Origin of the sequence: Niallia sp. MER 6 (assembly GCF_023714395.1) — a bacterium.
Classification (GTDB): Bacteria; Bacillota; Bacilli; order Bacillales; family Cytobacillaceae; genus Niallia.
Genome location: NZ_JAMAUK010000004.1, coordinates 188,691 through 214,344 on the forward strand (window position 1 = coordinate 188,691; position 25,654 = coordinate 214,344).

Sequence of the window (25,654 nt, forward strand, 5' to 3'; positions counted from 1 at the left end):
TGTCAGTTATTGGCTGTTGTCGGCTGGTCAAGCAGACTTGTGTCTACATAATTCGTTGCGCTTAATCCATTGTTGGTAATAATAAATGCTCCAGTGTTTGATGCCCCGGAACCTAAAGAGACTTTCGAATTTCCCTTTGGGGAAATAAACAAGGAATCACCGAATTGAACAATCCCTTCTCCGACGTTAACAATTTGAACAGGTCCTACAATAGCAGGCAAAAGAACCTCCTCCTTTATTTATATAGTAGCCTGGCACCAAAAAAATCATCTGCCGTTAACAATAGCGGTTCCAGGTGATGAATGTATTTCCTCAAGGGGGATGATAGTTTGATTATTTAACTCCTCAGAGTGATTCTCTAGCTGTCTTATATGCTTTATCCTCGTTTCTGCATAAATATGACGGGTGCTTCCGACTTGAAGCAGGGATGAGGCTGAGACGGCAGTAATATCAAGGTTTTTCACTTTAATAACCGGCTTTATTTGATGGTACATTATATTGATGCTCTCAGTGATAGGAGGAATGGGAATTGGTTCGGAAAAAATCGGATATTGGTCAAAGGAACCTTCTCCGCCGAAGAAAATCTTCTTCTCTCGTTGTACAGCAAGTGCCCTCGAAAACGCTTGATAAAAAGAGATATCACCAAATTCTAGTGTAGATGAAAATGATGCTATATTTAGACGTATATGATTAACAACAGAAGTCCTTGTAAGCATATTTATCCTTTAGGGAACAAAGGGACAAATGGTCCGATAATCAGTGATTCTGCAGGTGTGTCAAAAGTGGACGCAAGCTGAATTGTCTGAACGTCGCCGACAATGCAGACAGATGAACTTGATACACCGATGATTTTAATATCACCAACTGCCAGCTCTCTATTATAAACCTGAAAGTTCATTCCTTGTTCCTTCCCTTCATATTGTCTGGAATATTGCTTAAGAATATTTTGACACCATTTTCAATTTCCTGCTTTAATGCTTCTATAATCGTTTCATTTTGCTGTTGTGTATCCTCTGCTTTTTCACCGCCGGTTCTTTGCTGTAAATAATATTGGATTCTTGTAGGCAGCTGCTTTGTAACATCTTCCTGAATGAAGGAAATATAAGCTTCATCCTCCTCCAAGCCTAGTTCGGCTTGTTTTTGGACAATTATCTCAGGAAGCTCAAGCTGGATATAGGAGAGGAGTGTTTCTTCCAGTTCCATCGATCTTGTCATCATTTGTTTAGGGTCTATTGGATATAAAGGACCGCCAGGCTGAACAGAATTACCTGGATTAATTGCCAGTTCTTCGATTTTTTGCAAATCTGCTGGATTTAAACCGATGTTCAGCGTCCCATCCAATGTTTCCACTTTTAGCTGATCAAAGCTGTATTCAATGCGATCGACTCGAACGGAAGGCCTGTTTTTCAGTTCGGTTATTTCTTTGGTCATTTCGGTGACAGCTTGCTCCAATGATACGATTCTTTTTTCCAGGTATTGCAGATAGGATTGCATCTGATCGCCATAATGGTAGAATTGTTGGGACATCCTTCGTACCTCCTTCATCTGTCTTTAAGGTGCTGTCAATGGAACAGAAGGTGACATGACGACACTGTCGTCTGCCACATTAACACCAGTAAACGGCTCTGATTCTTCAACGGGACTTGGAGCAGCCTCGGTGAAGCCTCCGGTATTATATAGATAAGAATTAGGCTTTATGATACCAGAGCTGCCAATCTGAAAAACGGAAGAGTTTGTAATACCGCCGATTTTTATGGTGTTTATTGTTATAGATTGTTGAATGAAAAAATTCATCATTATCACCTTTTTCAAAGTCAGAAAATCAATTTAAGCATTCAGGAAATTTCCTTGATCAATGCCATCATTGTCTGTTGTGTTCGTGGCACTTCGGTAGTTAGTTATATTCAACCCATCACCAGTGTTGAAGGAACCGGAACCAGAGAATGTTTTGGCATTAGAAATCGGCATGATTTTATAGACATCGCCAATATTAAAGATGGAGCTGCTTCCTATGGAAATAACCTGTGCGACTCCTACAATAGCTGGCATAATCAACATCCTTTACATAAGATTCTTAACATTCTATGTGGGGGTTCTGTGGAGTGTGATACATTAGCCCAGCAGTTGTTAGCCTTCTCTCTTTTTAGCCTATTCAACAGCAAGGTTGGCCTATGCCTGTTGCTCCACTTTAATGTGATAGATTTGAATAGTATTATCTGAAAGTTTATAATTAACATAAATATTAAACTATAAATCTTTTGCAAAGGGATGGAGATAGTATGAAGTTTGCGACAGTATTACTGCAAGGCAGACAAGTTGTTGCGGTTTTAAATGAGAAGAATAAAACGATAATTCCGCTTAATGATGCAGAAGAACAGAGAACAGGCAGCCGTCCTTTTCCAGATGACTTGATTCAATGTATAGAGATGGGAAATGACTTTATTGATAAAGCAAGAGAGGCGACTAATTGGGCCAATGAGAACAGCAGCAATTTAGTTGAATTGGATGAAGTGAAGCTCCTTGCACCAATACCAACACCAAGGAAAAATATATTTTGTGTAGGGAAGAATTATGAGGAGCATGCAATTGAGATGGGGAGTAAGGATGATATACCTGAGCATGTGATGGTGTTTACGAAAGCCCCGACTACTGTAATCGGACCAGATGAAACAGTTCCTGATCATTCAGATGTATCAGAGCAACTGGACTATGAAGGAGAGCTTTGCGTAGTCATCGGTAAAAAGGGTAAGGCGATTCCACAGGATAAGGCGTTGGAGTACGTGTTTGGCTATACGATTCTTAATGATATTACCGCAAGGGATTTGCAGGCAAGGCATAAGCAGTTTTTCATCGGAAAAAGCTTGGATGGCAGTGGACCGCTTGGACCAGTAATTGTGGAGAAATCAGCTATTTCAAATCCAAACAAATTGAATATCTCGACTAAAATCAATGGAGAAGTCAGACAAAATTCCAATACAGCTCACTTTATCTTTCCTATAGAAGAAGTGATTAGTGTTTTATCAAAAGGCATGACGCTTGAGCCAGGAGATTTGATTGCAACTGGAACACCAGCTGGAGTCGGCAAAGGCTTCAAACCGCCGCGATTTTTGAAAGCTGGCGATACGATAGAAATAGAAGTAGAAGGAATCGGTGTGCTGCGCAACACGGTTGGATAAGATTTGACGGAAACCATTTTATAAACAGCAAGAAACGTGCATCCTATGAAAGAAGGAGGTGGGCATATGTTTGGCCAAATCCACTTTATTTCATGGATGCTCACATTAGTTCTTTTTGTTGCAGTCTTGTTTTTAAGAAAAACAGACCAAAAAAGAACGAGAAAAATCGTACATATGATTGCAAGGCTTTTGTATATCTTTATCATTGTTTCCGGTGCTATTATGCTGTTTCGTGTAGAAACTTTTACTGCCCTGTACATGCTGAAGGCACTTGTCGGGTTTTGGGTCATCAGCATGATGGAGATGATATTGGTCCGGCTTGAACAGGAGAGAAAGGTCAGAATCCTGTGGGGGCAGTTTGCAGTCGCTCTTGTGCTTGTATTGTATATTGGGTATGCTGCGTTATAATGTTTAAGGAAGGCTCTGCTTAACAAAAAAAGCAGAGCCTTCTTTTTGTTCCAGTATTGACCATGAAAAGAATTATCTGGTAAGTTATCAGTAGATTACGTGAATGGGAGAGAGTTTATTGCAATCATTTTATGTAAAGCTTGCGCTATTAATTTCTATGTGGGCAGGGGCGCTATTTGCATCGTATGAAAACAAAAATGTATTTTACATCTATTTATTTTCCTGCAGCATCCTGCTTGCTCTTTATTTTCTTCTACCCCTTCTTCGCAGAAAGGTTTTTATCTATTTGGCTCTTCTCGTTTGGATACAAGGGTTAATCTTTTTTGGAGAGGGCCAAAATCCTCTTTACCTTTATGCACTATCTTTCTTTTACATACTGGAAATGAATCAGGAGATGGCGGGAAGAATTAGCGGTGTGGCGCTCCTTGTGATTTCCTGCTTGAACTGCTTGTCAGGATATGCTTTGTATAATTATCCACTCTTGCTTGTGCTTGCTGTAAATGGATTTGCAGGGCTCGTGCTTTACTATTTTGGCGAAACGAACAGAGAGTATAGGCATATTAGAGAAGCATATGCCTCCTTATTAAATGACTTCAGGGTGCATAAGCGGAGAGCTTTTCAGAATGAAAGGACTGCGAGAGCGGAAGAGAGAACAATGATAGCAAGGGAAATGCACGATGCTGTTGGCCATAAGCTGACAGCGCTTGTTATGCAGGTTGAAGTAATGCGCCGAGAACTTCCTGGCAGTTCTTATTCCATCATTAAGGAAATAGCCTCTGAATGTCTGGAGGAAACGAGAAGAGCTGTCCGCCTCATGCAGGCAGAGGAACTTCAGGGGATTTCCGCACTTGTTCATTTAATCAAAAAGCTGGAAAGTGAGAATGCTGTCCATGTTCATTTTACAGCTAAACAAGGAGCGCTTCACGCACAGCTCAGCAATATGAAAAATGCAGTTCTTTATCGGACGATCCAGGAAGGGCTGACAAATGCAATGAAGTATGGAAGCACGAGAGATGTTTTTATTTCAATTGGAGTGTCGCCAATCGGCCACCTTACATTTGAAATAAAAAATGCTTTTAACCATAAGCATCCCATACACAAAGGGTTCGGTCTTGACAACATGTCAAGAAGGCTGGAGGAAGCGGGAGGAAAGCTTGCCATCCAGCAGCTGAATCAACAGTTTATCTTGGCAGGAAGTCTGCCGACAGAGGAGATAAAAAAATGATTAACGTAATGATTGCAGAAGACCAGGCAATTGTCAGGAATGGACTGAAAATGATAATTGAACAGGATGCTGATATTTTGGTGGCAGCTGAAGCGGAGAATGGCAAGGAGGCGCTCTGCTTGCTTGAAACTGTTCCTGCCATAGATCTTATCTTAATGGATGTCCGCATGCCTGTAATGGATGGACTTGAAGCAACAAAGCAAATAAGGGGGCGCTATCCGCATATTAAGATACTAATCTTAACTACTTTCAATGATGAGGAGTATGCAATTAAGGCTTTCCGAGAAGGAGCAAATGGGTTTTTGCTGAAAAACGCTGATAGTGCTGCCCTTATTAACAGCATTAAAAGCTGTCTTGCTGGGGGCATGAGCATACATGCGGACGTTGCAGCAAAGGTCATGCCTAAGCTGCTGAAGGAAACGAGACCCTATATGCAGACAGACCTAATTGATACCCTTACAGAAAGAGAAATAGAAGTCGTTAAGCATGTCGGACTTGGGAAAACAAATAAAGAAATTGCAGGAAATATGTTTTTGTCTGTCGGTACGGTAAAGAATCATCTTACACAAATCCTGCAGAAGCTTGAACTAAGGGATAGAACACAATTGGCTATCTTTGCTGTGAAAAATGACCTTATATAGCCATAGTTTTGGTTTAACAGAACTAAAAATGTTATGATGATTTAGTGTGTTACATAAATGTTGAAGAGGTGTTTATATGTACAGAAAAACAGAAGATATTATTGCAGACTGGACTGCTTCTGCTCACGGAACAGTACAAGTATTAGAGTCACTTACAGATGAGAAGCTAGGTCAGGCAATTGTTGAGGGTCACAGCACACTTGGCTGGCTTGGCTGGCATTTAGCTACAAGTCCTGCTTTTTTTGCAGGAGTTGCCGGTATTAAGGTAAGACCTGCTACAGATAAAAAAGCAGAAAATATCACTGCAGCTGAAATAGTACAAGCTTACAAAACGATTGCAGCTGATATCGCTGAAGCTGCAAAGTCTTTAACAGATGAAACACTTAGCGAAACAGTCGACCAGTTTGGAAAACCGATGACAAAAGGTTCTGTTCTTGGATTGCTGATTCAACATCAAGTTCATCACAGAGGACAAATGACGGTTCTGCTTCGTCAAGCTGGCCTGCCTGTTCCAGGTGTACTTGGACCAACAAAGGAAATGCAGGCAAAAGGCTAAATCAGCCTAAAAAACGTCTCTATATAATAGGGACGTTTTTTTTATGGAGAAAAAAATGACTTAAGTCACTTAGTAAGCAGCACATAAAATGACCTTTAGGTATAGGAAAAAACTTGTAAAAACATTATGCTGTCATTAGAAAGGATGATGACAATGCTTGAAGTGATTGATTTATCCAAACAGTTTAAACATAACAAAGTGGTCAATTCTGTTAATTTGTATTTGGAAAAGGGAGAGACAGTCGGTCTTCTTGGTCCGAATGGTGCTGGGAAATCAACGACAATTTCGATGATTTCTTCCCTCCTTGCGCCAAGCGGCGGTGATGTTCGGCTGCATAATGTAAGCATATTAAAGACACCGGAAAAGCTGCGCAAAATACTTGGCGTTGTCCCGCAAGAAATCGCCTTGTATATGGAGCTGACGGCAAGAGAAAACCTGATCTTTTTTGGCAAGATGCACAAAATTCCTAAAAGTGTACTGCAGTCAAGGGTGGACGAAGTGCTGGATATTATTGGATTGAAGGACAGACAGAAGGACCTTGTGAAGACATTTTCCGGAGGAATGAAAAGACGGCTAAATATCGGGGTAGCCCTTATTCATGAGCCGGAAATTATCATAATGGATGAACCGACAGTCGGCATTGACCCTCAATCGAGAAATCACATATTAGAGACAGTAAAGCGATTGAACAATGAAAAGAATATTACGGTCCTTTATACGAGCCATTACATGGAGGAAGTAGAATACCTATGCAATCGGTTGTACATTATGGATCATGGCAAGATTATCGCTTCAGGCTTAAAGGAGGAAATCAAAAATATCCTGTCTGCAGAAACAGCGATTAATATTCATGTCGAAATGATTAAGCATCCCTTTGTGGAGGTGTTAAGGAATCTGCCTAATGTTCAGCAGCTCTCTATTAATCAATCAACTATTACTATAATTGTGCCGAAGGAAATCCAGCTATTGAAAGATATCTTCCGTCTGGCAGAGGAGCACGAGGTGAATGTGCTTGCAGTCAATATTGAAACACCAAGCCTGGAGGATGTGTTTTTGCATTTGACAGGGAGAAAGCTTCGGGATTAGGAGGAGAGTACATGTTCTGGCATATGGTAAAAAAGGAAATTCTGATGATATGGAGAAGACCTAGGGAACTGGTGGTTCTCCTCTTAATGCCTTTTATATTAATTACAATATTAGGAAGTGCACTGGGCACAATCATGGATGGAGGAGAAGAGTCTGGCAGCTTACATGCAAAGCTGTTGGTCGTCCTAAAAGACGATACTGTAAACGCCCAAAAGGAGACAGTATCTGAAATAGAGGCTTCCACTGTAAGTCCGGAAGAGAAAAAGATGCAAATGGAGACTGTTTATGCAGTAGATCCTGTTTCAACTTTTATGCATGAGATAAAAGAAAATAAAGAACTAAAGAAACTGGTAACCATGACCGTAGTTGAGGAAGAAAACAGTACTTCAGCAGAGGAAAGTGAGTATACAGGGATTTTGACAATTCCATCGGGCTTTACAGAACAGTTTTATCAGAAATTACTTTATGGCAAAGAAATTTCTGCAGAGTGGAGCTTTAAAGAGACAGACAGCACATCTCTGGCAGCGACTGTGTTAAAAGATATACTGGTGAGCTATCAGAAAGAGCTCTCTTATATGAATATATCTGCCGAATTGAACAGTGAGTATACACCGACAAATAGCTCTGCTGTCGGAAAGCTAGAAAATGTCACGAAGAAAAAAGTAGTGGATTCCTTTTCTTATTATGCGATAGGAATGTGTGTCATGTTTGTCTTTTTTGTAGCTTCTACTGTAGCAGGCTTTGCTTACCAGCAGAAAGAGTCGTATATGTACCAGCGCATCCTTCTGGCAAATGTGTCGCCATATACCTTTTTCTTTGGCATATTTGTATCAACATTTTCCCTTTCCTTTATACAGCTGCATTTATTATTTGGATTATCTGCATTAGTATATGATGTTGTGTTTGCCAGCTTTATTCATTATTTTGTTGTGACATTCTTGTTGAACATACTGGCAGCAAGCTTCGCTGTGTTTACGGCAGCTTTATCATTCCGAGCAAATTCCAACAATGTGCCTACATTGTTTACTAATATGCTGATTCCTATCCTTGCCTTTGCTGGCGGAAGTTATTTTGATTTGAGTGCTAGTGGGGGATTCATGGAGACACTTGGTGAGTTTTCTCCATTAGGGGCTGCAATTACAGCCTATTTAAAAGTATATCAAGGCTACAGCCTGATGGATATAGCTGGGCAAATGGAAGCGATTCTCCTCTTTAGCGGTATCTTACTGCTTGTTTCAGTTGTGTTATTGATGAGGAAAAGAGGTGCTTTAGCATGAAGGGGATACTTTGGGGGAAATTCAGAAAATTTCTGCGCAGACCTGGGTCGTTTCTCATTACCGCAATTATTTGTGCTGTCTTTGCTTATTTACTCGGCTCCAGCTCATTCACAAAGGTAGAGATACCTGTGTTTGCTAAGGATACTGTAAAAGCAGAGGAAATAGTAGAAGAATTAAATGAAAGTGACAGCTTTCAGTTTAAATTATTATCTGAAAAAGCAACATTGGAACAAATTGAAGAGGGAAAGGCAGATCTTGGGGCAGCGCTGGAGGACGATTCATATACCATTTATCAGGCTGCAGAAACGGAAACTTCAATGGCAGTGCACCGCTATTTAGAAGAATATTATCAAAATCATTCTAAACAAGCACAAATCTTCAGCAGCGCCCAGGATAAAAAGGAAGCGGAGAGAAAAATAGCAGAAATATCGGAAAATCCGCTGCTGCCAATAAAATTTGCCAAATCACAGGAAGAGAGCAGCTATGATCAATCTCTTCAAGCATTATTCGGATTTACCTTATTCTTTAGTATATACACCGTAGCAAATACGGTTGTAGAAATATTGCGTGATAAACAGAACGGCATATGGGACCGATTTATCTTGTCCTCCACAAGCAAAACACAGCTTTATCTCGGCCATCTTCTTTTCAGCTTTCTGTTAGGATATTTACAAATAATGCTTATTTTTCATATATTTAAATTCGGTACAGGTGTTGACTTCAATGGTAATTTTGCCGTAGTGTTCGGTGCTGTTATTCCGTATTTATATGCGATTGTTGCATTAGCCATTCTGCTGACAGGGCTAGTCAAAACAGTAAGTCAGTTTAATGCCTTTATTCCCTTGATTGCAGTGAGCTTTGCGATGCTGGGCGGAGCATACTGGCCACTGGAAATCGTTACATCTGACTTTTTGCTGTTGCTGTCCAAATTTGTGCCTGTCACATATGGGATGGAGCTGTTGAAGAAAGGTGTAATTGACGGTGCAGGACCAATGGAGTTGCTGTATCCTGTCGGCATTCTTTTACTGATGGGAACATTAATGCTGGGAATAGGTATACGGCTTATTGAACGAAGACATATTTAAGCACAATCCCCTCCTTAAAGGAAGGGTTTTTTTAAGGAGAAAAATAGCTCTGAAAAAGAAGGAAATAGTTGTCAAATGTTGAAGTATTAAAGACTTAGGAAGGGAGAAATCTTTCCCATGAAGAAGCGAACTGTAGGTATTCTTTTATTTAATGAAGTGGAAGTCCTTGATTTTGCCGGACCATATGAAGTCTTTTCCTTATATGCCCCACCAGAAGAGCATGATAATCATTACTTTCATGTAGTGACCATTTCAGAGACAGGAGAGCTTATTAACGCTCGAAATGGTTTGAAAGTAAAGCCTGATTACAGCTTTTCAAACCATCCCCAGGTTGATATTGTCCTTGTGCCAGGTGGAAAAGGTGCTGAAGTACATGAAATACATAATCAAAATGTCATTGCATGGATAAAGCAGCAATCCATTCAGGCAGAAGTGATGGCCTCTGTATGCACAGGTGCACTGCTGCTGGCTAAAGCAGGCTTACTGGATGGCAGAAGCGCAACAACTCATTGGATGGACATAGACAGGCTGGAGGGAGAGTTTCCACTTGTAAAGGTTAAGCGCGGTGTCAAGTTTGTCGATGAAGGCGACGTCATTACATCAGGAGGGATAGCAGCCGGTATTAATATGTCCTTTCATCTTATTAGCCGGCTTTATGGAAAGGAAGCAGCGATAAATACAGCCAAAAATATGGAGTATGAGTTGTAGCAGAGGTGCAAAGGCATGAATAAATATTGTGGAGCAGCCTTAAATCAAATCCGGATTGCGGTCGATTCAATAAAGGAACTGATGATGTCTTTACGTGAGGAAGACCTTACTTTTAGGCCTACGTTAACGAAGTTCTCCATTGGCGAATTATTAGAGCATCTTTCATTGATATGTGAGGCAGATTTATTGATTGCCTCTGGCATGTCAAAAGAGGAGATGGAGAGTTTTTATGTTGAACATAAACTTAGCAGTCTCTCAAAAATGGAGGCAGCTATTGATCATTCATTCTTATTGCTCAAGAGCACATATGAAGGCTTTTCTGATGAGCAATTATTCGAGCAAATCAAGTCGTATTGGGGCGCGGTTTATACGCGGTATGAGTGGCTGTTGGAAATACTGGCTCATATTTATCATCATCGTGGCCAATTACATGCCATGCTTGTTCATATGTATAGAAAGGAACCACCAATAGCACTTTTTGAATAAAAGTGCATTAGGGCTAATAGAAAGTAGATTATTAGGAAGTGGAAAAATGAAAAGTGGGATTCAGGAAAAAATAGATTACTATAGTTCATATAAGCCAGATTGTGAAAACTGTTTTGGTTTATGCTGTGTAGCTTTGCCGTTTGGTAAATCGGCGGAGTTTGCAGAAGACAAGGAAGGAGGGAAGCCTTGCAAAAATCTCGGGGAAGATTACCTGTGCGGCATTCACCAGCATCTCCGCCCGAAAGGTTATAAAGGCTGTACAGTATTCGAGTGCTTTGGTGCCGGTCAGAAGGTTTCGCAGTTCACCTTCAAGGGAGTGACTTGGCGGGATTCCCCCGCTGTTGCAAAGGATATGTTCAAGGTTTTCCCAATCATGCATCAGCTGCATGAAATGCTTTGCTATTTAGATGAAGCACTTCAGCTAAAATCTGCAATAGGATTAAAAGCAGAGCTTACAAATGCCTTTAAGGAGACGAAAAGGCTGTCGGAATTAGAGCCAGCAGAGATTATGGAGCTATATATTCCCGCACATCGGGCTGTGGTTAATGAGCTTCTAATACAAGTGAGTGAGCTTATGAGACAAAAGGTGACTGAAAAAACCAAGCTTCAAAAAGGACGGAAAAAGAAAAAAGGGAGCGACCTGATCGGAGCGAATCTGCGCAATCAAAATTTGCGGGGAGAGAGCTTCAGAGGTGCATGGTTAATCGCAGCAGACTTACGAAATGCTGATTTAAGAAATGTTGATTTTATTGGTGCTGACTTACGCGATGCTGATATTAGGGGAGCTGATTTAACTGGCAGTATTTTTCTGACTCAAATTCAGCTCAATGCCGCAAAAGGAGATAGTCATACTAAGATTCCTCGCACACTATCTAAACCAGCTCATTGGTCTTGCTAAATTTCTAGTAGATAGTAATATATTCCAATAAAATAATAATAGTTTTAACAGGCTTACATTGGGAATATAGAAAATAACACTAGAAAAGGAGTGAGTCATAATGGAAAACAAAGTAGAAACAAAAGTAAATGATAAGCTTCAGAATATGAGTAGTGAAAAAAAGGATGAAATTTTATCAAGCTTTGAAGGATTTAAGGAATACCTTTCCGACAAGGTGGAAAAAGCAGATAAGCTAGGCTTAAATGAAGAACAGATTGCAAAAGCTGCCCAGAAGGTAGGAGACTTTTTAGCTGCAAAAGAGGAGCCTCGCAACAGAGAGGAAAAACTTCTTCAAGAGCTTTGGAAAGCAGGAAATGAAGAGGAACAGCATAAACTGGCTCATATGCTTGTAAAGCTTGTGAGCTGATGAAAAAAAACCGCCAAAAAAGGCGGTTTTTTTCATAGATAATACAATTTAAAGTTAATATCTTGGTCATGGTTGCCGAATTTTTTCCCGAATACAGTCGCGCCCCCGACATGCTCGGCATCTTCCTTCACTTCTATGCGGAAGGTCCATCTGTCTGTGCTTGTATCTAAATCATCGACTGTGATGCCTGACATAGGGTCTCCATCGATATATGTGCCATGGTTGGTGATGCGGATAGTTTTGAGCAGCCCGTACTGGTTGATATTATGAGGCCACCAATCAGGAGTGAACTTTCCTCTTGTATCAGCAAAATCTCCAGGACTTCTCCATGTTCCTAATTCAATTCCATTCAATGAAAAGGTAATATCTGACGGCCATACATCATTGGCGAATGGGAATTCAGAACAAATTTCCAAGCTAATTTCAAATTGCTGCAGCTTTTCATCTTTTTTTAAGAAATTGGCAATATTATATTGCACAAAACCTTGAGTGAACCAAATAATTTCTGCATCCATTCTCTTTGGATCCATAAAGTAGCGGGGCTCATCGACACGGCCGATAAATTCTTTATCTGTTGCTAGTCCACATGTCGGCTTTAAATCATAATCGGTATAATGTCCAATTGGCACAGCAGTTTCATAGGATGCAAACGAGTGAAATATCTTTTTGGGAAAATTTATTTCAATATGATCGACCTTTAAAATCGAAATCTTTTGCAGTCCAGATTTTCCTGGCACTCTTTCTGTCTTAATTAAACCAGCATCTTCTAATTTTTTTATATGCTTTGTCACAATAGCACTGCTGATTTCTAATTCCTCGGCAATTTCTTTAATGTTCATTTTATTTTTGCTGAGGAGTTGAATAATCTTGATGCGAACTTCGCTGGCTAGTGCTTCATAAACAACTAATGAGGAATTGTCGATCCCTAGTTGCATGGAAATCCCTTCTTTCGAAACGAATGGTTAATTAAATCTATATTATCTTTATAAAAATAACATAAAGATTAATTACTGTAAATATATTGAGATTTATAATTTAATAATAAACTGTTTTGTTAATTTAATAATATTTGAACAATGTTAAATTTACTATTTCATTTATTTTAGTTAATAGAAGAAAGGGAATGTCAAAAAAGAGGGGAAAAAAGGGGAAACCCAGAATAATAAAAGAATTGGGGGGAGTATGATGGAAGAAAACGCCAAGTTTCATAGAGCTTTTGGTGTATATGGTATATGCCTTGATAGTGAATACTTGCTTGTTATCCACAAGAGTCAAGGACCGTATCGCAACCGCTTCGATTTGCCTGGGGGAAGTTTGGAGGAAGGGGAAAGTTTAGCAGAGGCAATAGACAGAGAGTTTCTAGAGGAAACAGGTCTTGAGATTTGTCACAAAGAAAATATTGGAATCACGGATTTCATGTTTCCCTGGAGATGGAGAGAATTCACACATGTTCATCATATAGCTGTATTTTATGAAGTGAGGAACTTTAGTGGGGTTATCACTGCCCCAGAGCAGTTTGTTGGACAAGATTCCCTTGGAGCTGTATGGATGGACCTGAACGAGTTAACGATGGATAATTCCTCTCCGCTGGTTATGCAGGCAGTAAACTGGACGAAAACGCGGAGTTTCCCTTTAAAGGTGAACAAGCTACAGGTTTGGGAGGTAAAGAAATGAAGTTGCGTAAAGCAGTTACAGCTGATGCGAAAGGCATTGCGAAGGTACATGTTGACAGCTGGAGAACAACTTATAAGAACATGATTCCTGACTCCTTTTTAGAGCAATTATCTTATAAAGAGCGGGAGCAAATGTGGATATCAGCTATTCCAGGCGGCCATGTTTATGTTGCGGAAACCGGGGCAGGCAAGATTGTCGGTTTTGCGTGCGGCGGCAAGGAAAGGAGCGGCAAGTTTGTAGGGTATGATGGCGAATTATATGCTGTTTATTTGCTTGCAGAATACCAAGGGAAAGGAATTGGCAAAAAGCTCGCAGATGCTGTAAAACAGCATCTACAGGGTATGGGCTTAACTAGCATGATTGTGCTTGTACTAGAAGGCAATGGAGCATGCCGGTTTTATGAAGCCATAGGAGGAAAGCAAATCGGCAGGATGGAGGACAAAATTGGCGAAAAAACAGTTTATGAGCTCGTTTATGGCTGGGAAAAAATATGACGAAAAAAAACTTCAGCAGATATTCTGCTGAAGTTTTTTTTCTTAAGAGGACAGCTTTTCGATAATCATCCGTTTGCCAGTATTCAAGGTAAACTCAAATCTGTCGGTAATTTTCTCATTATAATAGAAATGATGATTGACACTGCACAGGCCTTCCTGATTATCAAAAATCATCATATTCACACCATTTTTTCGTTTGTCATCTCTTAAGAAGGTTAATTGGTTATAACAGTATATACAGTCATAAATAGAGAACTTCATGGAATTCAGGGTGGTGATGAACTGATAAAAGCTGTCATCGCTGATCTCGTCAAGAAGACGTTCTAACGAGAATACAAGATGTTTGCGAATCCTGATTTTATCTTCAGTGCACATCCCATAAATCGAGCCAGAGCTGTTGATTCTTCCTTCATCCAAAAGGATTCCTTTTCTCCATTTGTTAAAGCAGAATAATTCCACTTCTTGATGAATATATTCATCTAGCATGGTTGCTTCTTCTGTTTCATCGTCGAAAAATATCCATTGGTCATTGATGTATTCGACTGTTCCTTGTGTAAAAGCACGGGTTTGGTACTCTATAAGCTTTAGTCTCTGCTGATTGTTCATTTCTTTGTAAACCTCCCAATTACTTCCCATAAATTCTTTTTAGACATTAAAGTTCAAATTTATAACTGAATGCCATTATTATTTTTGTTTTAGTTTTTAGGTGAAACTGCCATGCAAAGATCTAAAATGATGCAGCAGGAATGATTTATTAGATTCATTTATCAGGACAAATAACCATTTTTCTAATCATGCATACAATACTCCATACTGATTGGTATCTAATCACAATTCCACGAAGAAAGGATGATCATCATGTGTGGAATCACAGGTTGGGTTGATTACAGAAAAGATCTGAGAAAAGAAGAGGATACTTTGTCTGTTATGGCAGAAACGCTGGAAAAAAGAGGTCCAGATGATACAAATGTATGGAGTGCCCTTCATGCAGGCTTTGGCCACAAACGTTTGATTGTGGTAGATCCCCTTTGTGGAATCCAGCCGATGACAAAAGTAAAACAAGATTTTGATTATACGATTTGTTATAACGGTGAATTGTACAATACGGAAGACATACGCAAAGAATTACTAATAAAAGGATATTCATTTAATGGCCATTCTGATACAGAAGTTTTATTGGCTTCTTACATGGAATGGGGCGAGGATTGCTTACAATACTTAAATGGAATTTTTGCTTTTGCGGTTTGGGATGAAAAAAGAAATTCACTGTTTATCGCCAGAGACCGCCTTGGTGTTAAGCCGCTGTTCTATGCAGAGGTTGGATCAAGCTTACTATTTGCTTCGGAAATCAAGGCTATACTTGCCAATCCTCAAGTGAAGGCAGAATTAGACAGAGAAGGGTTGGCGGAAGTATTTGCACTTGGACCGTCCCATACACCTGGATCAGGGGTTTTCAGAGGCATTAAGGAATTAAGACCTGGGCATGCCTTGAAATTTTCGCAGGATGGCTTGAAGATATGGCGTTATTGGAATGTGAAAAGCGAGCAGCATGAGGATACGTTTGAAGAAACAGTTGAAAAGGTGCGCTTTCTGTTCAAAGATGCTGTAACGAGACAGCTAGTATCAGATGTGCCGTTAAGCACTTTCCTTTCTGGCGGGGTCGATTCCAGTGCGATTACAGCTATTGCTGCAATGGAATATGAAAAATCAGGCAAAGGACCGCTGCACACATACTCCATTGATTATGAAGGCAATGACCAGTTCTTTAAAGCAAATGAATTTCAGCCTAATTCTGATGGTGTTTATATTAAGAAAATGACGGACACTTTCGGTACGATTCATCATAACTGCATTATCACACAGGAAACGCTTGCCCAATTTCTCCATGAGGCTGTTACTGTCCGTGATCTGCCGGGAATGGCTGATGTTGATTCTTCCTTGCTGTGGTTTTGCCGTGAAATTAAAAAAGACTTTGTCGTGAGCTTGTCAGGTGAATGTGCGGATGAAATTTTCGGCGGGTATCCATGGTTCCGGAGAGAAGCAGATCTTGCAAGAGGAGGATTTCCATGGATGCGTTCAATCAAGGAGCGACAAGGGTTGCTAAAACAAGAGTGGAGCAGCAAGCTGCAGCTTGAGGATTATATGTATGATAAATACAATCAAACTATTGCTGAAACACCAAAATTGGAAGGCGAAAGTGCAGAGGATGCAAAAAGAAGAGAGCTGTTCTATTTGAATCAACTGTGGTTCATGACAACTCTATTAGAAAGAAAAGACCGGATGAGCATGGGTGCGAGTCTTGAAGTTAGGGTGCCATTCGCAGACCATCGATTAGTAGAATATGTATGGAACGTACCTTGGGAAATGAAAAACTACAAAAACAGAGAGAAGGGGCTTCTCCGCAAAGCACTTGAGGGGATTCTTCCAGATGAAGTACTCTATCGCAAGAAAAGTCCTTATCCAAAGACACATAACCCTGTTTACACGAAAACGGTCACAGATATGCTGACAGGAATTTTGGCAGAAAAGGATTCGGCTTTATACGAATTCTTTGATTATAACCAGCTCAAGGAGATTATCAATACTGGTGGCTCAGCCTTCAAAGAGCCTTGGTTCGGTCAGCTTATGACAGGTCCGCAGCTTCTTGCGCACTTGGCACAACTTCATTATTGGTTTAAAGACTATAATATTAATATTGTAGATTAATATAAAGCGGGAGCAGATGCTCCCGCTTTATTTTGTGATTATTGCTGTTCTCAAGTGTGGCGGCATAGGAATGTCAGGATCGACAGACACTGTGTTTGTATACGTCTTAGTGTAGGCATCACGAAATTTACTTGGGGTAATTCCTTCATAGCTTTTAAATAATTTCATGAAGTATTTCTCATCATCGAAACGCAGCTCAAAGGCAATTTCTTTGATTGTTTTATTCGTTGTACAAAGGAGTTCTTTTGCTTTATTAAGCTTTAATGTATGGATATAACGAATTGTGCTCATACCGATATTCTTTTTAAACAGCCTTGTCAGATGATCAGGGTTCATGGAAAAAGTGTTAGCAACTTCTCTTACATTAAGGGGTTCGTGAATATTGACTCTAATCCATTCAAGTATTTGGGTGAACTTTTGCGTCTTTTCACTTATCGTATTTTGATGGAGCAGCTGTTTGCTGTATTGTTCAGTAAGCTCAATTAACAACTCTGTCAGCAAGTAGTCGACAGAGAAGGTGCTGTAGTAGGAAGCATTTGCTATATCTAAAATTTGCTTCATTAAGATAAACGGTTTATCACTGTATGAAAGACTAAAATAATCAGGCAAAAAAACGGCATTATTAATTGCATGCCTATGTGCTTCTATATCACTTGCCAACAAATGGCTAATAAATTTCTCAACTGGATACATATCTGTCTCACAGAAAGGAATAAAGTGCATCCAAAAAAAGCTTGCTCCTTTTTGAGAAGGAGCATATCCATAGTAGTCAATTTCTGGTGGTATAAGCAGAACATTCCCCTGCTTGACTTCATACTGATGGTGGCCCACTTGGATGTAAACAGATTTGTTTAAACCAATAATAACCTCAAAATCCTTCTTCAGCCGCATTTGTTTATGCTGCCAGTCGTCACTGCTGACAAAACGGCCGCATTTGTAATAAGCAAGCGGTCTTTCAATGTTGAATTTCCAAAGCTGGTCCATCTACATCTCGCTCCTTGCATATTGTTTTTTCTACCAAATGTCGTTTTTGTTCACCTTATTGTATCTTTACATAAAGAGTAAGCGTTAACAATAATGTTAGCATAAATGCCAGTAGATAACGACAGGCAATCTACGAAAATATCTTGTGAAAGTTATTTCTTAGAAGTCGGATTTCACCACTAAATCTACTGTTTTAGCAGTTTTTACTCACCCTTAAAGCGATTACAATAGGGGAGGATGTACGTAAAAAAGCCGTAAAAAGCAGGAGGAATAAGAATGTCAAACAATGTGCAAGCAGACAAGTCGATACATGTGAATAAGGTAATAATTAACGACCAATTTTGGAAGCGATATGCCGACATTGTGAAAACAGAAATGATTCCATATCAATGGGAAGTGCTCAATGACAGGGCTGATATAACAATCGAAAAGGAGCGGAATGACCAAAACATTCCTTCTGAAAAAAGTCATGCCATCGAGAACTTCAAGATTGCTGCAGGGCTGAAGGAGGGCCGACATTACGGCTGGGTATTTCAGGACAGTGATGTATATAAATGGCTTGAAGCAGTGGCTTATTCTATTGAGCAGGAGCATGATCCACAGCTGATTGAATTGGCTGATGGTGTTATTGATTTATTGGCACTTGCCCAAGAGAAGGATGGCTATTTAAACACATATTTTACAATTGAGGCTCCCGAACGGCGGTTTAAAAGGCTCGCCGAAAGCCATGAGCTGTATTGTGCCGGTCACTATATGGAAGCAGCTGTAGCTTATTATAATGCAACAAAAAATGAAAAAGCTCTCACCATTGCCTGCAAATTGGCGGACTGTATTGATGCAAGCTTTGGTAATGAGGCAGGAAAAATAAAAGGCTATGACGGACACGAGGAAATCGAACTTGCCCTTGCTAAGCTGTATGAACTTACAAAGGAAAAGCGGTACTTAAATCTTTGCCAATTCTTTTTATACGAGCGAGGACAGGATACTAGTTTTTTTGAAAGACAATGGCAAGAGGAAGCTGGCGAGAATGCGGTGATTGGGGGAATGAACCATTTGCCGCTAAGCTATTATCAGGCACATAAGCCAATCCTTGAGCAAGAAAGTGCGGAGGGGCATGCAGTTAGGCTTGTGTATTTATGTGCAGGCATGGCGGATGCTGCTTTTTTAAGCAAAGATGAAGAAATGCTGCAAGCCTGCAAAAAATTGTGGAAGAGCATTACAGCTAAAAGAATGTACATTACAGGCGGAATTGGCTCAACCGTTCATGGAGAAGCATTTACTAGTGACTATGATTTACCGAATGATACGATGTATTGCGAAACTTGTGCTTCCATCGGTCTGATTTTCTTTGCGCAAAACATGCTGAAAAACGAAGCTGACAGTACGTACAGTGATACATTAGAAAGAGCACTCTATAATGGTGTGATCAGCGGAATGGCTTTAGATGGGAAGCATTTCTTCTATGTTAATCCCCTGGAGTCTAATCCTGAGAACAGCTTGAAGGACCCGGGAAAAAGCCATGTGAAGCCGACAAGGCCAGCTTGGTTCGGATGTGCTTGCTGTCCGCCTAATCTGGCCCGCCTGCTTGCATCCATTCATAAGTATTTGTACTCACAAAAAGGCGATTGTCTTTATGCAAATTTATATATTGCCAATAAGGCAGAAATCGATTGGAATGGTAAGCAGATAGAGATTACGCAAGAATCAAACTATCCATGGGAGGGAGAGGCTAAGTTTCAGTTTCAGCTGGAAGAGCCAGCTGAATTCGGCTTTTGCCTGCGCATACCAGCATGGTCGAAAACGTATAAAGTTACTGTTAATGGCATCGAAATAAGTGACAGCTTGATGAATGGTTATATGGTGATACGAAGGACTTGGAAAACTGGAGATGAAATCTGTGTCACCTTGGATATGAGCATCCAGGAATGGTCAGCAAATCCTCATGTTAAAGCAGATTTAAATAAGATTGCCATCCAGCGCGGCCCAATCGTCTATTGTATGGAGGAAGCAGACAATGGGAAGTGCCTTCATCTTTTCCGCCTGCCAAAGAACAAACAATATCATTATCGGTACGATTCAGAACTGTTTGGTGGAGCGGGACTCATTGATGTTACAGCAGAAAAAAGAGTTGTGGAGCAGGAATGGGAAAGTCAGTTGTACAGCCAAGGGATGGCGGAGCTTTATGAAGCAGCATCTCTTACACTGATTCCTTATTATGCTTGGGCAAACCGCTCGGTTGGGGAAATGCAGGTTTGGCTTGCTAAAGAATGAAGGAAGCTTGAGAATTTGATATTTAGGCCGCTTACTTATATGATTAGAAAAAAGAGTTTAAGAGGTCTTTATGGAGCCATTAAAAAATATTTATAATTTGCAGTTTATCACTAAACTAGAGGATGTTATTACATTAAATTACCCTGCATTCGAAAGGGAAGCGTTCCGCACCAAGTTGTTTGAGGCTGATTGGGAGGAGCTAGCACTTAAGGAAAGGATGCGCCAGATTACCTTGTCGCTTGCTCCGTTTTTGCCCCAGGATTACAAGCAAGCAATCGAAATCTTGCGCAAATGCGCTCCGTCCTTTACTGGATTAGGCGGGATTATTTTCCCCGATTTTGTGGAGCAATACGGGCTGGAGGAATGGGAGCTTTCTGTTGAAACCCTTGCCTTCTTTACAGAATTCTCTACGTCAGAGTTTGCAGTAAGGCCTTTTCTTATCAAGAACCAGACGAGAATGCTTGCACAGATGGAAGAATGGGCTGAAAGCGAGAATGAGCATATTCGCAGGCTTGCAAGTGAGGGCTGCCGTCCGAGACTGCCATGGGGACTGTCAGTGCCTGCTCTAAAAAAAGATCCTACTCCTGTTTTGGTTATTTTGGAGAAGTTAAAAGAAGATGAAGCATTATATGTCAGAAAGAGCGTAGCCAATAATTTAAATGATATTTCGCGAATTAATCCTGATTTGGCAGTAACTATTGCACAGAGCTGGTATGGCAACAGTCAAAAAACGGATTGGATTGTGAAACATGCAAGCAGGTCGCTGCTCAAGAAGGGTGATCCTCGTGTATTGCAAATCTTTGGATATGAGAGCAGTGACAGCTTAAGCTTGGCGGACTTTACGATAACACCTGAAAAGCTTGCATGGGGTGAGAATATTGCTTTTTCATTCACTTTAATATCGAGGATTGAAACACCACATAAAGTAAGAGTAGAATATGCCATAGATTATGTGAAAGCAAACGGCACTCGCAGCAGGAAGGTTTTTCATCTTTCTGAGCTGGAGTGGAGGGGCAGCATGAAGAAAACCTTCGCAAAGAACCATTCCTTTAAAGACTTGACGACAAGAAGACATTATCCTGGTGTTCACCGTATTGCCATTATTGTCAATGGAACAGAGAAGGCTGCCCTTGAGTTTGAACTTATACAAACGTAAAAAAACTGGAGAGCCTCCAGTTTTTTTAATTTCAATCTGCTATATTGTTTTTTCATGCTGAACTGGCTTCGGTTTCTGCTGTTGCAGAAGGAAGTAAAAAACACCTGCCAGCACTAATAGTCCGCCGGCAATTTGTGAACCGGAAAGTCTTTCATTTAAAAGAATTACAGCAAGAATGGTTGCTCCGACAGGTTCTCCTAAAATACTCATCGAAATAGTTGTCGCATTTACATAGTTTAACAGCCAATTGTTAATTACATGACTAAGTGATGGGACGATTGCAAGCAGCAAGAAGATGCCCCATTCCTTTGGCGGATAGCCTGTAAATGCTTCCCCAGAAGATAGATTAAAAATAGTCAGCAGCATGGCAGCAAATAAAAATACAGTGGAAGTGTAAACCCAATGGGACACCTTTTTCACAATAGACTGGCCAATTAACAAATAGCCGACAACTGCTATCACGCTTAAGAAGGAAAGTAAATCGCCAAGCAAGCTTGCCTTGCTTAAGCCAATATCGCCCCAGCCAATCATCATGGCGCCGATTATAGCAATCCCCATTGTCATAATGGCGCTTGACGTTGTCCTTTCACGGTAAAGGAGAAATCCTCCCGCCAATGACACGAGCGGTTGAAGAGCAAGAATGATAGTAGAGCTAGCTACTGTTGTCAGCTTCAAAGAACCGAACCACAGTGCAAAATGGAGAGCAAGGAAAGCTCCTGAGAACAGGAGGAACCACCAGTCTTTTTTTGATAGTTTCTTAAATTCTTTTCTGTTTATATAGACCATTGGAAGCATCAAAATTCCTGCGAGCCACATGCGGTACATGCTCAGTATTGTTGCTGGAGCATCCGACCATTTGACAAAAATAGCAGAGAAGGAGATAGCTATAATGGAAATTGCCAATGGGATGGCAATTGATTTTGTGCCTGTTGTCTGTTCCACAATTTACCCCCTTCATTACATAATAAGTAAATGATAGTACTATCTATTCAGTTAAACAAGAGGTTTTTTCCAAGTTTAAGAAGCTGGATGAAAGGGCGATGAGTTCAGCCAGCTAAATATAAAAATGGAGAAGAATATTTTCATAAGCACCGAGATTCACGTTTAAATGTTCTGATTCGGCAGCATATTCCTGACATGTTAGTGGCATTGTTAACTTTTTTCCCTTTAGTGAGAAAGGCAATGGATAACTTACTTGGTCTGGACTGTTATTCATCACAGTCATAAATATTTCATTTTCGTTCCTATGGCAATAAGCAATGCAATTATTTAGGACAGGAAGGAAGGCAAAGCTTGCGTTTCCCGAGAGGATAGCAGCAGACTTTCGAATCGAAATCAGTTTTTTTAAATATTCCTTTATTTCCACGTTCTGTTTTTCTTTATCCCATTCCATGCATTTTCTGCAGCCAGGATCGCTTCCGCCATCAAGACCAATTTCATCGCCGTAATAAATACATGGTGTGCCAGGAAAAGTGAATAGAAAAGTAAACAGCTGCTTAACTCGTTCAGGTCTATAATGGGACTCCTGCATAACCCGAGGTGTGTCATGGCTGCCGATAATGTTAAAGAGGACTTTATTAACATTGTCTGGATATGCATGGACAATGGAGGTCATATCCTCGACGAATCCTTTAGCAGAAATCATGTCATAAGCAAAAAACTGCAAAGACTTGGAAAGCAAGGGATAGTTCATAACAGAATCAAATTGTTCGCCTCTCAACCAAGGCATGGAATCATGCCAAATTTCTCCTAAGATGAAACAATCTGGTTTTACCACCTTAACACGCTTCCTGAATTCCCGCCAAAAGGCATGATCGACTTCATTGGCAACATCTAGCCGCCAGCCGTCAATATCACATTCCTTGATCCAATATTCAGCAACATGCAGCAAGTAATCTCTTACCGCTTTATTAGCTGTATTGAACTTTGGCATATCCTCATAGAAGCCGAAGGTCTCGTAATGAAAGCCAGAGCTGTCCTTTAATGGATATTGATGGACATGAAACCAATCCTTATAAGGAGATCTCTCTCCATTATTCAGCACATCCTGAAATGGCGGAAACATATAACCACAATGATTAAATACAGCATCAAGCATGACGCGAATTCCCCGCATATGGCACTCGCTCACAAGTTGTTTTAAAATGCTGACATCTCCGAAATGGGGATCAATCTGCAAGTAGTCAATTGTATTATATTTATGATTGGAATTGGCATAGAAGATCGGTGTTAAGTATATGCCTGTAATTCCTAAATCCTGCAGATAATCTAATGAGTCGATGATGCCTTGCAAATCTCCCCCGAAATAATTCGTCAAGCCAGGTGCCTCTTGCCCCCAAACAGCGGTTTCGATTGGGTTTCTGTCAGGATCGCCATTGCGGAATCGTTCTGGAAATATTTGATACCAGATTGTTTCTCTCACCCAATCTGGCGGTGTGAATAGTTCTGTTTCATGTATATAAGGCAAGCAGAAGTAATAGCCTGGATCTTCGGGCAAAAAAGGAAAGAAGCCCTTTTCTGTAAAGGTAATCTGTTCATCTCCTTGTTTGATAATGAAACCGTAGCGAAGCCGTTTAAGACAATCTGTAACAGAGGCTTGCCAGTAATCATGAAGCTGATCAGAGCCTGTCTTTTGCATCTCAAGCAATGAATTTTGCCATCTGTAGTTGCTGGTTTTATATTGGTCGCCATAAATCAAGGTGACAGCATGGACGTTGTCTTTTTTTGTCCGGAGGCGGATATGGAGTATATCTTCCTTGTAAAGATAGCAGAAATTATCTCCAGTCCGATGATAAATGGAAGCAAAATCAATCATTTCCCCACACTCCCTTTCCTACAAGTCATTTTCAACAGTGTAGCCAATTTGCTGAAAACCTATAAGGGAAAAGAAGGCGAAAAAAAAACCAGACATTGAACATTCAATGTCTGGTTAATTTACTCTTTAAACAGCTGTGCTGCTTGTAGGAGTATTAACATCAATATCTTTATTATAAGTATCAGTGTCCAATTCACCTAGTGCTTTACTTGCAACAACTCCAGAAACCATTGAGCCGCTCACATTTAAAGCAGTACGTCCCATATCGATTAGCGGTTCAACAGAAATCAATAATCCAGCCAATGCAACAGGCATATTTAATGTAGACAGAACGATTAATGTAGCGAATGTCGCTCCGCCGCCGACACCGGCAACACCAAAGGAGCTAAGCATAACAACAAGGATTAAAGATGTGATGAAACCAGGTGATAACGGGTCAATCCCTACAGTCGGTGCAATCATAACAGCCACCATAGCAGGGTAAATTCCTGCACAGCCATTTTGTCCGATAGAAACACCAAATGAAGCAGAGAAGTTAGCGATTGCTTCAGAAACACCAAGTTTAGATTTTTGAGCATCAATATTCAAAGGCAGTGTTCCTGCACTCGTGCGTGAAGTAAAGGCGAATGAAAGCACAGGAAGCACCTTTTTCACATATTTTGCTGGACTTAATTTTAAAGCAGCAAGGATAATCAAATGAACGATAAACATTGCTATTAAAGCAACATATGATGCAATTACAAATTTACCAAGTTTAACGATAGCATCAAGATTGCTGCCTGCCATTGTTTTTGCCATTAAGGCAAGAATTCCGTACGGAGTTAAACGCAATACTAGTGTAACGATACGCATGATAATTGTGTAGACAGCTTCGATCATTTTCTCGAAGAATGCTGCCTGTTCTGGATTTTTACGTTTAATGCCAAGCAATGCCACACCTATAAAGGCTGCAAAGATTACAACAGCAATCGTTGAAGTAGGACGAGCACCAGTTAAATCTGAGAATGGATTAGCTGGCAAGAATTCAAGAACTTTTTGTGGAATAGTTGTGCTTTCCACTTGTGTCAAGCTTTCCTCAAGCTGCTGCCCACGAAGAGTTTCAGCATCACCTGAAGTAATGTCAATTGCTTTTAAGTCAAATCCGACTGCAGAAGCAATCCCAATTCCTGCAGAAATTGCAGTAGTCAATAATAATGTTCCGATAACAAGACCGCTGATTTTCCCAATATTGCTTGCTTTTTTCAAACGAGTAAAAGCAGAAATAATGGAGATGAACACTAGCGGCATAACAATCATTTGCAGAAGCTTCACATATCCGCTTCCAATAAGACTGAACCAGTCATTTGATTGAATTACTACTTCTGAAGTAGGTTCATATATTAATTGAAGAATGATACCAAATAAAACACCAAGACCTAAGCCGGTAAATACACGCTTTGAAAAGGATACGTGTTTCTTTTGCATGTAGTATAAAACGCCAAGCAAAACTAGTAAAACGACAATATTAACAACGGTTAAAAATATGTCCATTGTAGTTTCCCCCTATAATTATGTATAAGTTCATTTAAATCCTATCGGTTAAATAGGAATTACTAAAAGTAC

General features: G+C 40.2%; 29 protein-coding genes. 17 read left to right on the forward strand and 12 right to left on the reverse strand.

Translation table 11 applies throughout. The features are described from left to right. Nucleotides 1-2: 2 nt before the first annotated feature. From M3600_RS07845 to M3600_RS07870, 6 genes are read right to left on the reverse strand one after another with little or no spacing between them, the layout of a single operon-like run. A complete protein-coding gene (locus M3600_RS07845; RefSeq protein ID WP_233316657.1) occupies nt 3-221 on the reverse strand; it encodes a spore germination protein in 219 nt (72 codons plus the stop codon). Between the two features lie 45 nt (nt 222-266). Then, nucleotides 267-716, reverse strand: a complete 450-nt coding sequence (locus M3600_RS07850; RefSeq protein WP_233316658.1) for a spore germination protein GerPE — start codon at nt 714-716, stop codon at nt 267-269. Nucleotides 717-718: 2 nt separating this feature from the next. After that, complete coding sequence (locus tag M3600_RS07855; RefSeq protein ID WP_233316659.1) at nt 719-898, reverse strand: lipocalin/fatty acid-binding family protein; 180 nt, start codon at nt 896-898, stop codon at nt 719-721. After that, nucleotides 895-1,527, reverse strand: a complete 633-nt coding sequence (gene gerPC, locus M3600_RS07860; RefSeq protein ID WP_233316660.1) for a spore germination protein GerPC — start codon at nt 1,525-1,527, stop codon at nt 895-897. Before gerPC ends, M3600_RS07855 begins: the two co-directional genes overlap by 4 nt. Nucleotides 1,528-1,551: 24 nt before the next feature. Further along, complete coding sequence (locus tag M3600_RS07865; protein WP_233316803.1) at nt 1,552-1,794, reverse strand: spore germination protein GerPB; 243 nt, start codon at nt 1,792-1,794, stop codon at nt 1,552-1,554. A gap of 33 nt (nt 1,795-1,827) precedes the next feature. Beyond that, the gene (locus tag M3600_RS07870; protein ID WP_144451981.1) at nt 1,828-2,049 is read right to left on the reverse strand and encodes a spore germination protein; all 222 of its coding nucleotides are present in this window, start codon (nt 2,047-2,049) and stop codon (nt 1,828-1,830) included. Nucleotides 2,050-2,279: 230 nt separating this feature from the next. Here M3600_RS07870 and M3600_RS07875 point away from each other — a divergent pair, with 230 nt between their 5' ends. The 12 genes from M3600_RS07875 to M3600_RS07930 all read left to right on the forward strand — a co-directional run bounded on the left by M3600_RS07875 (nt 2,280) and on the right by M3600_RS07930 (nt 11,952). Continuing rightward, a complete protein-coding gene (locus M3600_RS07875; RefSeq protein ID WP_237940907.1) occupies nt 2,280-3,176 on the forward strand; it encodes a fumarylacetoacetate hydrolase family protein in 897 nt (298 codons plus the stop codon). A gap of 66 nt (nt 3,177-3,242) precedes the next feature. Beyond that, nucleotides 3,243-3,584 (forward strand): YisL family protein, encoded by a 342-nt coding sequence (locus tag M3600_RS07880; protein WP_233316662.1) that lies wholly within the window; start codon nt 3,243-3,245, stop codon nt 3,582-3,584. Between the two features lie 118 nt (nt 3,585-3,702). Beyond that, on the forward strand, nt 3,703-4,809 hold the full coding sequence (locus M3600_RS07885) for a sensor histidine kinase (protein ID WP_233316663.1): 1,107 nt from the start codon (nt 3,703-3,705) through the stop codon (nt 4,807-4,809). Beyond that, entirely contained in the window at nt 4,806-5,450 is a 645-nt protein-coding gene (locus M3600_RS07890; RefSeq protein ID WP_233316664.1) for a response regulator transcription factor, read from the forward strand. Before M3600_RS07885 ends, M3600_RS07890 begins: the two co-directional genes overlap by 4 nt. A 76-nt stretch (nt 5,451-5,526) precedes the next feature. Next, nucleotides 5,527-6,006, forward strand: coding sequence for a DinB family protein (locus tag M3600_RS07895; RefSeq protein ID WP_251645272.1), 480 nt, complete (start codon nt 5,527-5,529; stop codon nt 6,004-6,006). 153 nt (nt 6,007-6,159) lie between these two features. Then, nucleotides 6,160-7,092, forward strand: coding sequence for an ABC transporter ATP-binding protein (locus M3600_RS07900; protein WP_233316666.1), 933 nt, complete (start codon nt 6,160-6,162; stop codon nt 7,090-7,092). A gap of 11 nt (nt 7,093-7,103) precedes the next feature. Next, nucleotides 7,104-8,369 (forward strand): ABC transporter permease, encoded by a 1,266-nt coding sequence (locus tag M3600_RS07905; protein ID WP_251645274.1) that lies wholly within the window; start codon nt 7,104-7,106, stop codon nt 8,367-8,369. Continuing rightward, a complete protein-coding gene (locus M3600_RS07910; protein ID WP_233316668.1) occupies nt 8,366-9,454 on the forward strand; it encodes an ABC transporter permease in 1,089 nt (362 codons plus the stop codon). Before M3600_RS07905 ends, M3600_RS07910 begins: the two co-directional genes overlap by 4 nt. Before the next feature lie 117 nt (nt 9,455-9,571). Beyond that, complete coding sequence (locus tag M3600_RS07915) at nt 9,572-10,162, forward strand: DJ-1/PfpI family protein (protein ID WP_251645276.1); 591 nt, start codon at nt 9,572-9,574, stop codon at nt 10,160-10,162. 15 nt (nt 10,163-10,177) lie between these two features. Then, entirely contained in the window at nt 10,178-10,648 is a 471-nt protein-coding gene (locus tag M3600_RS07920) for a DinB family protein (RefSeq protein WP_251645284.1), read from the forward strand. A gap of 46 nt (nt 10,649-10,694) precedes the next feature. Continuing rightward, complete coding sequence (locus M3600_RS07925) at nt 10,695-11,546, forward strand: pentapeptide repeat-containing protein (RefSeq protein WP_251645286.1); 852 nt, start codon at nt 10,695-10,697, stop codon at nt 11,544-11,546. A gap of 100 nt (nt 11,547-11,646) precedes the next feature. Further along, nucleotides 11,647-11,952 carry a DUF3243 domain-containing protein gene (locus M3600_RS07930; RefSeq protein WP_233316672.1) on the forward strand — a complete coding sequence of 102 codons (306 nt, stop codon included), beginning with the start codon at nt 11,647-11,649 and terminating at the stop codon, nt 11,950-11,952. 32 nt (nt 11,953-11,984) lie between these two features. Here the strand turns inward: M3600_RS07930 and M3600_RS07935 are convergent, their stop codons facing one another. After that, nucleotides 11,985-12,887, reverse strand: coding sequence for an ArsR/SmtB family transcription factor (locus M3600_RS07935; RefSeq protein ID WP_233316673.1), 903 nt, complete (start codon nt 12,885-12,887; stop codon nt 11,985-11,987). A 250-nt stretch (nt 12,888-13,137) separates the two neighbouring features. On the opposite strand from M3600_RS07935, the gene M3600_RS07940 reads away from it, so the two are divergent. Together M3600_RS07940 and M3600_RS07945 are read left to right on the forward strand one after the other, a co-directional pair. Next, complete coding sequence (locus M3600_RS07940; RefSeq protein WP_237942245.1) at nt 13,138-13,626, forward strand: NUDIX hydrolase; 489 nt, start codon at nt 13,138-13,140, stop codon at nt 13,624-13,626. Continuing rightward, nucleotides 13,623-14,120 carry a GNAT family N-acetyltransferase gene (locus tag M3600_RS07945; RefSeq protein WP_251645294.1) on the forward strand — a complete coding sequence of 166 codons (498 nt, stop codon included), beginning with the start codon at nt 13,623-13,625 and terminating at the stop codon, nt 14,118-14,120. The genes M3600_RS07940 and M3600_RS07945 overlap by 4 nt, the downstream gene beginning before the upstream one ends. A 42-nt stretch (nt 14,121-14,162) precedes the next feature. Here the strand turns inward: M3600_RS07945 and M3600_RS07950 are convergent, their stop codons facing one another. After that, nucleotides 14,163-14,726, reverse strand: coding sequence for a DUF2777 domain-containing protein (locus M3600_RS07950; protein ID WP_233316675.1), 564 nt, complete (start codon nt 14,724-14,726; stop codon nt 14,163-14,165). A 252-nt stretch (nt 14,727-14,978) separates the two neighbouring features. Between M3600_RS07950 and asnB the strand changes: the two genes are divergently transcribed. Further along, entirely contained in the window at nt 14,979-16,826 is a 1,848-nt protein-coding gene (gene asnB, locus M3600_RS07955) for an asparagine synthase (glutamine-hydrolyzing) (protein ID WP_233316676.1), read from the forward strand. A gap of 27 nt (nt 16,827-16,853) precedes the next feature. Here asnB and M3600_RS07960 read toward each other — a convergent pair whose 3' ends face one another. Beyond that, nucleotides 16,854-17,810, reverse strand: coding sequence for an AraC family transcriptional regulator (locus tag M3600_RS07960; protein ID WP_237940917.1), 957 nt, complete (start codon nt 17,808-17,810; stop codon nt 16,854-16,856). Between the two features lie 276 nt (nt 17,811-18,086). On the opposite strand from M3600_RS07960, the gene M3600_RS07965 reads away from it, so the two are divergent. Then, the gene (locus tag M3600_RS07965) at nt 18,087-20,081 is read left to right on the forward strand and encodes a glycoside hydrolase family 127 protein (RefSeq protein ID WP_251645295.1); all 1,995 of its coding nucleotides are present in this window, start codon (nt 18,087-18,089) and stop codon (nt 20,079-20,081) included. Between the two features lie 70 nt (nt 20,082-20,151). Beyond that, nucleotides 20,152-21,237 (forward strand): DNA alkylation repair protein, encoded by a 1,086-nt coding sequence (locus M3600_RS07970; RefSeq protein WP_233316679.1) that lies wholly within the window; start codon nt 20,152-20,154, stop codon nt 21,235-21,237. 39 nt (nt 21,238-21,276) lie between these two features. Here M3600_RS07970 and M3600_RS07975 read toward each other — a convergent pair whose 3' ends face one another. The 3 genes from M3600_RS07975 to M3600_RS07985 all read right to left on the reverse strand — a co-directional run bounded on the left by M3600_RS07975 (nt 21,277) and on the right by M3600_RS07985 (nt 25,582). After that, nucleotides 21,277-22,179: a DMT family transporter gene (locus M3600_RS07975; RefSeq protein WP_233316680.1), complete on the reverse strand. Its 903-nt coding sequence runs from the start codon at nt 22,177-22,179 to the stop codon at nt 21,277-21,279. Nucleotides 22,180-22,291: 112 nt separating this feature from the next. Continuing rightward, nucleotides 22,292-24,052 (reverse strand): glycoside hydrolase family 13 protein, encoded by a 1,761-nt coding sequence (locus M3600_RS07980; RefSeq protein ID WP_251645297.1) that lies wholly within the window; start codon nt 24,050-24,052, stop codon nt 22,292-22,294. A 126-nt stretch (nt 24,053-24,178) separates the two neighbouring features. Further along, entirely contained in the window at nt 24,179-25,582 is a 1,404-nt protein-coding gene (locus M3600_RS07985; protein WP_233316682.1) for an L-cystine transporter, read from the reverse strand. Nucleotides 25,583-25,654 lie beyond the last annotated feature (72 nt).